Origin of the sequence: Streptomyces sp. NPDC102279, assembly GCF_044766365.1 — a bacterium.
Taxonomy (GTDB): Bacteria; Actinomycetota; Actinomycetes; order Streptomycetales; family Streptomycetaceae; genus Streptomyces.
The window spans coordinates 175,584-184,886 of sequence record NZ_JBIWLU010000014.1; the positions used below are offsets into that span (position 1 = coordinate 175,584).

Sequence of the window (9,303 nt, forward strand, 5' to 3'; positions counted from 1 at the left end):
GGACAGTCGGGGTGGTGAGGGAAATAACAGCGGCTCCGCATAGCTCATTTCAGAGCACGGCAGATTGAATGGCGGGTCCCAAGAGGGCGGTTCCGCCGTACCGGGGGAGCGTCGCCCGTACCGGGGAGCGTCACCGCCCGCGGAACGAAGCGTCCCGCAACGGCGGGACGCGCGCCACCGTCACGGAATCGCGGTCCTGTCACGGCAGCAGCCCGGCCCGGCGCGCGGCGACGACCGCCTCCAGGCGGGTGTGGGCGCCGAGCTTGCGCATCGCGGAGCGCAGATAGCCCTTCACCGTCTCCGGACGCACTCCCAGCCGGGCGGCCGCGATCGCGTTCGTCGCGCCCGCCGCCACACACGCGAGGACGTCCAGCTCGCGCGGTGCGAGACCCGCGTCGCGCGGGGCGGCCTCCTCGGCCGGTGCCGCGGCGTCGGCCAACCGGCCGCACACGGAGAGCAGTTCGGCCCGCAGTCGCGGGTCGGCGATCCGCGGGGCCAGCGCCCGCAGCGCCCCGTGTGCCTCCCGCACCTCCTCCCACGCCGCGCCGCCCGGGCCGCGGGACCCGTCCGTCGCCGGGCCGGGCGCGCGCACGACGCCGAGCAGCGCGCGCGCCTCGTCCCGGACGACCAGCGCCTGCTCCACGTCCCGGGCCGCCGCCACGGCCGCCCCGAGCGTGCGGTCACCCAGGGGCTGCGGCGAGCGCAGGGCCCCGTAGAGCACACCGCGCACCCGTCGTCGTACGACCACCGGAACCGCCAGGACGGAACAGAGGCCCTCCGTCGCCACCGCCAGGTCGTACTCGTGGCTGATCTGCCGGGACGCCGAGTAGTCGGTCACCGCGCAGGGCCGGGCGAGGGCCACCGCCTTGCCGCCCAGGCCGTTGCCCGAGGAGACCCCGAGGGCGCTCAGCGCCGCCGTCGACGTGCCGCTGAGTTCGCTGATGCGGATCAGCCGGCCGCCCGGGTCGACGAGGCCGCCGAAGGCGACGGGCAGCCCCGTCGCGCGGCGCAGCCGCACCAGCGCGCCCCGCACCTCCACCGCCTCGGCTGTGTCTGCTGCCACCTGCTCGCCCCTTCGTCGCGGCGCACCCCCGTTCGGGGGTGGTGAGACCTGCATCACGGAATACACGATGGTAGGCGGCGGTCCTGCAACGAGGAGGAAACATGACGGCGACCACGGGTGCGACGGAGGAGTTCCGCGCCGCGCGGGACTTCCTGCTGAAGCACCGCGCGGACTACACGACGGCCTACGAGGGCTTCCGCTGGCCCCGCCCGGAACGGTTCAACTGGGCCCTCGACTGGTTCGACGTCATCGCGCGGGACAACGACCGCACCGCCCTGCACATCGTCGAGGAGAACGGCGACCGCGTCCAGGTCTCCTTCGCCGAGATGGCGGAGCGCTCCGACCGGGTCGCCAACTGGCTGCGCGAGCGGGGCGTGCGGGCCGAGGACCGCATCCTCGTCATGCTCGGCAACCAGGTCGAGCTGTGGGAGACCGCCCTCGCCGCGATGAAGCTGCGGGCCGTCGTCATCCCCGCCACCCCGCTCCTCGGCCCCGCCGACCTGCTCGACCGGGTCGAGCGCGGGCGGGTGCGGCACGTGATCGTACGGACCGAGGACGCCGCGAAGTTCGACGCCTTGCCCGGCCGCTACACCCGTGTCACCGTCGGCGGCGCACGCCCCGGCTGGCAGTCGTACGAGGACGCTGCCGCCGCCGACGCGGCCTTCGAGCCCGACGGGCCCACCCACGCGGACGACCCGCTGATGCTCTACTTCACCTCGGGCACCACCGCCCGGCCCAAGCTGGTGGAGCACACCCACGTCTCGTACCCGATCGGCCACCTGTCCACCATGTACTGGATCGGCCTCAGGCCCGGCGACGTGCACCTGAACATCTCGTCGCCCGGCTGGGCCAAGCACGCCTGGTCGAACCTCTTCGCTCCGTGGAACGCGGAGGCGACCGTCTTCCTGCACAACTACACCCGCTTCGACGCGGGCCGCCTGATGGCGGAGATGGACCGCGCCGAGGTCACCACCTTCTGCGCCCCGCCCACCGTGTGGCGGATGCTCATCCAGGCCGACCTGACCCAGCTGCGCACCCCGCCGCGCGAGGCCGTCGCCGCCGGTGAGCCGCTGAACCCCGAGGTCATCGAGCAGGTCCGGCGCTCCTGGGACGTCACCATCCGGGACGGCTTCGGACAGACCGAGACCGCCGTCCAGGTGTCCAACAGTCCCGGCCAGCGGCTCAAGACCGGCTCGATGGGCCGGCCCAGCCCCGGCTTTCGCGTCGAACTCCTCGACCCGGTGTCCGGAGCGCCCGGCGCCGTCGAGGGCGAGATCTCCCTCGACCTGTCCGAGCACCCGGTGGGCGTGATGACCGGCTACCACGGCGAACCGGACCGAACCGCCGAGTCGATGGCGGGCGGCTACTACCGCACCGGCGACATCGGCTTCCGCGACACCGACGGCTACATCACCTACGTCGGCCGCGCCGATGACGTGTTCAAGGCCTCCGACTACAAGATCTCGCCGTTCGAGCTGGAGAGCGCGCTCCTGGAGCACGAGGCGGTCGCCGAGGCCGCCGTGGTCCCGGCCCCCGACCCGCTGCGCCTCGCCGTCCCGAAGGCGTACGTGGTCCTCGCCGCCGGGTACGAGCCGGGACCCGACACCGCCAAGGTGCTCTTCGAACACGCCCGTTCGGTGCTCGCGCCCTACAAGCGCATCCGTCGCCTGGAGTTCGGCGAGCTGCCCAAGACCGTCTCCGGCAAGATCCGCCGGATCGAGCTGCGCGAGGCCACGGCCGCCGGTTCGGACGCCGAGTACCGCGAGGAGGACTTCCGGTGAGCGAACCGTCGTACACGCACGGGACGAGCGGCACACCCCTGCTCGGCGACACGATCGGTGCCAACCTCGACCGCGCGGTCGCGGCCTGGCCGGACCGCGAGGCGCTCGTCGACGTGCCGTCCGGACGCCGCTGGACGTACGCGCAGTTCGGCGCCGCCGTCGACGAGCTGGCGTACGCGCTGCTCGCCGGCGGCATCGCCAAGGGTGACCGCGTGGGCATCTGGGCCGTCAACTGCCCCGAGTGGGTGCTCGTCCAGTACGCGACCGCCCGCATCGGCGCGGTCATGGTGAACATCAACCCGGCGTACCGAACCCACGAGGTCGAGTACGTCCTGCGACAGGCCGGGATCTCCCTGCTGTTCGCCTCCCTCAGCCACAAGGGCAGCGACTACCGGGTGATGGTCGAGGAAGTGCGGGACAGGTGCCCGCAGTTGCGGGAGACCGTCCACATCGGCGACCCGGGCTGGGACGCGCTGCTCGGACGCGGAACACCGGACCTGGCGGAGGAACTACGTCTCCGGGAGGCCGAGTTGTCCTGCGACGACCCCATCAACATCCAGTACACCTCGGGCACCACGGGCTTCCCCAAGGGCGCCACGCTCTCCCACCACAACATCCTCAACAACGGTTACTTCGTGGGGGAGTTGATCGCGTACACCGAGCAGGACCGGATCTGCGTCCCGGTGCCGTTCTACCACTGCTTCGGCATGGTGATGGGGAACCTGGCCGCCACCTCGCACGGCGCGTGCCTGGTCATCCCGGCCCCGTCGTTCGACCCGGCGGCGACCCTGGAGGCCGTACAGCGGGAGCGGTGCACCTCGCTCTACGGCGTCCCCACCATGTTCATCGCGGAGCTGAACCTCCCCGGCTTCGCCACGTACGACCTGTCCACCCTGCGCACCGGGATCATGGCGGGCTCGCCGTGCCCGGTCGAGGTGATGAAGCGGGTGGTCGCCGAGATGCACATGGCGGAGGTGTCCATCTGTTACGGCATGACCGAGACCTCGCCGGTATCCCTGCAGACGCGCCGGGACGACGACCTGGAGCACCGCACGGGCACCGTCGGACGGGTCCTGCCGCACCTGGAGGTCAAGGTCGTCGACCCGGTGGACGGCGTGACCCTGCCGCGCGGCGGCGCCGGAGAGCTGTGCACCCGCGGCTACAGCGTCATGCTCGGCTACTGGGAGGAGCCGGAGCGGACCGCCGAGGCCGTCGACAGCGGGCGCTGGATGCACACCGGGGACCTCGCGACGATGCGCGAGGACGGCTACGTCGAGATCGTGGGCCGCATCAAGGACATGATCATCCGCGGCGGCGAGAACATCTACCCGCGCGAGATCGAGGAGTTCCTGTACGCCCACCCGAAGATCGCCGACGTCCAGGTGGTCGGCGTCCCGCACGAGCGCTACGGCGAGGAGGTGCTCGCCTGTGTCATCCCGCGCGACCCGGCGGACCCGCTCACGCTGGAGGAGCTGCGGTCCTTCTGCGAGGGCCGGCTCGCGCACTACAAGATCCCCAGCCGGCTGCGGGTCCTGGAGTCGTTCCCGATGACGGTGTCGGGCAAGGTGCGGAAGATCGAACTGCGCGAGACGTACGCCGGGTAGGAGCCCGGGTGCCGGTACGCGTGCCGGTGTCCGTGCGCGGCCCGCCGGTGGTCAGCCCGCGACGGCGATGAGGTCGTCGGCCGGGCTGTTCACCGGCTGCGGGGTGCCCGTGAGGTCCAGGACGAACAGCGGTACGCCGAGCGCGTCGGCCCGCGCGAGGGCGTCCTCGGCGTAGCCCGCGAGGGAGAAGTACACGCAGGCCGCCGACTCCGTCATCGCCGTCAGCCACAGGCACTCCACGTCCCGCAGCGAGGCGGGGCGCACGGTGGGGTCGACCTGCGCCAGGATGCCGCGCGCGGCGAGCCCGATTCCCGAGGGCGGCCGCTGGTCGGCGCGCCGGACGTCGGGATAGCCCAGCCAGCGCAGATACAGCGCGGCGGCGGTGACCGCGTCCCGGGCGGTCCGGACGGTCACCGGCCGGAACGGGGCCCGCCCTCCGGCACCGGCGTGCCGCGTCCCGACGGCCGCGGCGGCACGGTCCCGGTCCTCGTCCGGACCGACACCCGCCGATGTGCCGCTGCCGTCGTCCCGGGGCCGGTCCTCGCCCGTGCCGGGCGGCGTGCCGTCGCCCGCTCGGTCGGGGGCCGGGAGGCACTCGGCCCCCGAGGGGTGCCCCGGGCCCGGAGGCCGGCGGCTGTCGCCCTCGACCGGCAGGCCGCCCCGGAGGTCGTGTCCCGTACGTTCTTCCGCGCTGCCGTCGGCATGTCCGTCGTGCCCGGCGCGTCCCGTGTCCCGGGCGGGAGGGAGTGCTCCGGCCGCCCGGACGGGGATCCGCAGCATCGTCCCGCAGTCGCAGCCCAGTTCCGGGTGTGGCCACTGTGTCTCGCGGGCGCACGCCCCGCAGCGCACGGTGGCCCACTCGTCGTCCCACGCGCGCACGGTCACGACGGTCGGTTCCACGAGGGCGTCGAGCGAGGGCGCCACGGGCACCCCGCACACGCAGGGATAGGACTGCGCCGCGTAGCGGTGCTCGCGGCGGCAGGCCGGACACCGCACCGGCACGCTCTCGGCCATGGCCCACTCCAGGACGTCACGTCGGGTCAGCGTGCCCATCGTCCTCCAGCCGGGCGGCCTTCGGCAGCGAAACGGCCCGACGCCCCGCGATGGGGCCGGCCGGGCGCCCCACCCTTGACGCTCTCTCCTCCTCCGCCTACATTGCTTCCAGATAGTAGAAGTTAGTTTCCGCAATACGGAATCTAAAGCTCTCCGCGGGGCGCGACGGGGGCGGGAGAATCCGACATCCGAAGCAGGAGAACTCCATGGCTCGTATGACCGCTGCCCGCGCGGCAGTCGAGATCCTCAAGCGCGAGGGCGTCAGCAACGCGTTCGGCGTCCCGGGTGCGGCGATCAACCCCTTCTACGCCGCGCTCAAGGCGTCCGGCGGCATCAGCCACACCCTCGCCCGGCACGTCGAGGGCGCCTCCCACATGGCCGAGGGCTACACCCGTACGCACCCCGGCAACATCGGTGTCTGCATCGGGACCTCGGGTCCGGCGGGCACCGACATGATCACCGGCCTGTACTCCGCGACCGGCGACTCGATCCCGATCCTGTGCATCACCGGCCAGGCGCCGACCGCGGTGATCCACAAGGAGGACTTCCAGGCCGTCGACATCGCGTCGATCGCCAAACCCGTCACGAAGATGGCCGTCACGGTGCTGGAGGCCGCGCAGGTCCCCGGCGTCTTCCAGCAGGCGTTCCACCTCATGCGCTCCGGGCGTCCCGGGCCGGTCCTCATCGACCTGCCCATCGACGTCCAGCTCACCGAGATCGAGTTCGACCCCGACACCTACGAGCCGCTCCAGGCCTACAAGCCGGCCGCGACCCGCGCCCAGATCGAGAAGGCGATCGGGCTGCTGAACGCGTCCGAGCGTCCCCTGATCGTGGCCGGCGGCGGTGTCATCAACGCCGACGCCACCGAACTCCTCGTCGAGTTCGCCGAGTTGACCGGCACCCCGGTCGTCCCGACGCTCATGGGCTGGGGCATCCTGCCCGACGACCACGAGCTGAACGCCGGCATGGTGGGCCTGCAGACCTCGCACCGCTACGGCAACGCGACGTTCCTGGAGTCCGACTTCGTCCTCGGCATCGGCAACCGCTGGGCCAACCGACACACCGGCAAACTGGACGTCTACACCGCCGGCCGCACCTTCGTGCACGTCGACATCGAGCCCACCCAGATCGGCAAGATCTTCGCCCCGGAGTTCGGCATCGCCTCCGACGCCAAGGCCGCCCTGGAACTCTTCGTCGAGGTGGCAAGGGAGTTGAAGGCGGCCGGCAAGCTGCCCGACCGCTCCGTCTGGGCCGCCTCCGCGCAGGAGAAGCGGGCCACGCTCCAGCGCCGTACGCACTTCGACGACATCCCGATCAAGCCGCAGCGCGTCTACGAGGAGATGAACAAGGCCTTCGGACCGGAGACCCGGTACGTCTCCACCATCGGCCTCTCGCAGATCGCCGGCGCCCAGATGCTGCACGTCTACCGGCCGCGCCACTGGATCAACTGCGGCCAGGCGGGCCCGCTCGGCTGGACGATCCCGGCCGCCCTCGGTGTCGCCAAGGCAGACCCGGACGCGCAGGTCGTCGCCCTCTCCGGCGACTACGACTTCCAGTTCATGATCGAGGAACTGGCCGTCGGCGCCCAGCACCGGATCCCCTACGTCCATGTCCTCGTGAACAACGCCTACCTGGGCCTGATCCGGCAGGCGCAGATCGGCCTGGACATCAACTTCCAGGTCAACCTGGAGTTTGAGAACATCAACTCCCCCGAACTGGGCGTCTACGGCGTCGACCACGTCAAGGTCGTCGAGGGCCTCGGCTGCAAGGCGATCCGGGTCACCGACCCGAGCGAGCTGGGCGCCGCCTTCGAGCAGGCCAAGAAGCTCGCGGCCGAGTTCCAGGTCCCCGTCGTCGTCGAGGCGATCCTGGAGCGCGTCACCAACATCGCCATGAGCAAGACCAACGACATCAGCGCCGTCGTGGAGTTCGAGGAGGTCGCGACCGAGCCGGGTCACACACCCACCTCGATCCGGACCCTCAAGGTCTGACGCGGCACACCCGCGAACAAAGGGGCGGTCCATCCCGGGGGATGGGCCGCCCCCGCGCGTTGTTCCCAGGAGCGGACCGTTCCGGCATGCTCGGCCCATGCGGATGACCGTCTCCACCCCCCTCGGCGACATCGCCGTACGCTGCCTCGCGGAGCCCGTCGGCCCCACCCGGCCCGCGCGGGTCCCCGGCCGGTCCGAGGCACCCGCCCTGCTCCTGCTGCACGCCAACCCCGGCGACGGGCGGGACTTCGACGCCGTGCTGCCCGCCCTCGCCGACCGGCACCGCACCTATGTCGTCGACTGGCCCGGCTACGGCGGCTCGACCGCGCGCGACCCCGAACGGGTCACTCCCGAGGGGCTGGTGACCGTCGCGGAACGGGTGCTCGACGTACTGGCGGAGCGACACGGAGTACGCCGGATCGCCGTCCTCGGCAACAGCGTCGGCGGCTACGTCGCCTGTCGTCTCGCCCAGCGTCCACACGCCGCGGCGGTCACCGCGCTCGTCCTGGTGGACCCCGCGGGCTTCACCCGGCACACCGCGCTCACCCGCTGGTTCTGCCGCGAGGTGATGGGCCGTCCCGTCCGCGCCCGCCGGCTGGTCGTCCCGCTGGCCCGCGCCTACCTCGGCCGCCTCGGTACGCCCAGCGCGCGGGAGACGTACACCCGCACCCGTCAACTCCCCTACGAGGAGCGCAGACTGGCCGTGCACTGCGCCATCTGGCGCGGCCTCGCCGACCCGGACTTCGGGCTGGCCGACCCGGCCGGCCTCGACCTGCCGATCCTGCTGCTGTGGGGGCGCCGCGACCCGGTCGTCCCCGCGTTCCTCGACGGCCGCCGTGCCCGACGCGCGCTCCCCGCACGCGCGTCGAGCGTGCTGCTGCCGACCGGCCACGAACCGTACAACGAACGCCCGGGGCTCTTCCTGCGGCACGTCCTGCCGTTCCTGGACGATCCGGCAGCCGTCGTCCCGAGCCGCGTCAGAAGCCCCAGCCGCCCCCGCAGCAGGTGAGGCCGCGGCCGGGGAGCGGCGGGACGCGGCACGACAGCGCGACGGTCGAAGGCCCCGGGCCCCGCCGCCGCGCTGTCGTTCATGGTGCTTCCCCGTACCCCCGTACCCCCGTACCCCCGTACCCCCGTACCCCCGTACCCCCGTGCGGGACCCGCCGCCCCCGTGCCGGCGGGCCCCGTGTGCCGAGAATGTGCCTCATTCGGCGGGAGTTGAAGCCCCCGGGGCGGTGTTCAGAGCTTGATTTGAGGGTTCCGTAGGCCCGCTACGCCCGCTGGTGTACGTCCGGGGTCCGTTTGCCGCCCGTTTCGAGGCCCGGGTGTTTCCGGTACGGCCCGCCTGTCGCGCCGGGCGCTCCCGCGGGCGTCGGGACTCACTGTCCGGGGACACCGTCCTCCGGGTACTCGGAGAGCCCGGGCCAGTCGTCGGGGCCGCCGCCCAGCCACTGGATGATGTCGGTCTTCTCGACCTCGATCGCGTCGAGGTCGACGTCCGCCTGGCGCAGGATCTCGACCACGTCGTCCAGGTGGTACGCGATGCCGAGCAACCGGTCGCCCGCGGTGACCCGCCGCGATCCGTCCAGGCCGGGCGGGTGCACCACGGTCCGGGGAAATTCCATGCCGTCAGCCTCCATGGTCCCAGGCTGCTGCGCGCGGCCGCATTCCGCACCCGGAGGTCCCCGGCGCGGACCGTGTCCGCGCGGCCCCCGACGCACACGGCCGGGCGCCGGGTACGGGACCGTCCGTACCCGGCCCCCCGCCCGGGCGGGGTGTGGGGGGTGGGGTCCCCCGCGCCCGGGCGGTGC

Annotated in this window: 7 protein-coding genes; 4 read left to right on the forward strand and 3 right to left on the reverse strand. The window is 72.4% G+C overall.

Translation table 11 applies throughout. The features are described 5' to 3' along the window. Nucleotides 1–199: 199 nt before the first annotated feature. Nucleotides 200–1,063, reverse strand: a complete 864-nt coding sequence (locus ACIRQH_RS32690; RefSeq protein ID WP_358820859.1) for a helix-turn-helix transcriptional regulator — start codon at nt 1,061–1,063, stop codon at nt 200–202. Nucleotides 1,064–1,164: 101 nt separating this feature from the next. Between ACIRQH_RS32690 and ACIRQH_RS32695 the strand changes: the two genes are divergently transcribed. Both ACIRQH_RS32695 and ACIRQH_RS32700 read left to right on the forward strand, forming a co-directional pair. Continuing rightward, on the forward strand, nt 1,165–2,844 hold the full coding sequence (locus ACIRQH_RS32695) for an AMP-binding protein (protein ID WP_404228327.1): 1,680 nt from the start codon (nt 1,165–1,167) through the stop codon (nt 2,842–2,844). Continuing rightward, on the forward strand, nt 2,841–4,448 hold the full coding sequence (locus ACIRQH_RS32700; protein ID WP_358820857.1) for an AMP-binding protein: 1,608 nt from the start codon (nt 2,841–2,843) through the stop codon (nt 4,446–4,448). Before ACIRQH_RS32695 ends, ACIRQH_RS32700 begins: the two co-directional genes overlap by 4 nt. A 51-nt stretch (nt 4,449–4,499) precedes the next feature. Here ACIRQH_RS32700 and ACIRQH_RS32705 read toward each other — a convergent pair whose 3' ends face one another. After that, nucleotides 4,500–5,501 carry a hypothetical protein gene (locus tag ACIRQH_RS32705; RefSeq protein ID WP_404228331.1) on the reverse strand — a complete coding sequence of 334 codons (1,002 nt, stop codon included), beginning with the start codon at nt 5,499–5,501 and terminating at the stop codon, nt 4,500–4,502. A gap of 206 nt (nt 5,502–5,707) precedes the next feature. On the opposite strand from ACIRQH_RS32705, the gene gcl reads away from it, so the two are divergent. Beyond that, the gene (gcl, locus tag ACIRQH_RS32710; protein WP_388871327.1) at nt 5,708–7,492 is read left to right on the forward strand and encodes a glyoxylate carboligase; all 1,785 of its coding nucleotides are present in this window, start codon (nt 5,708–5,710) and stop codon (nt 7,490–7,492) included. A gap of 97 nt (nt 7,493–7,589) precedes the next feature. Then, complete coding sequence (locus ACIRQH_RS32715) at nt 7,590–8,501, forward strand: alpha/beta fold hydrolase (protein ID WP_388871324.1); 912 nt, start codon at nt 7,590–7,592, stop codon at nt 8,499–8,501. 370 nt (nt 8,502–8,871) lie between these two features. On the opposite strand, the gene ACIRQH_RS32720 is transcribed toward ACIRQH_RS32715, so the two are convergent. Then, entirely contained in the window at nt 8,872–9,117 is a 246-nt protein-coding gene (locus ACIRQH_RS32720; RefSeq protein WP_358820854.1) for a hypothetical protein, read from the reverse strand. Between the last annotated feature and the right edge of the window lie 186 nt (nt 9,118–9,303).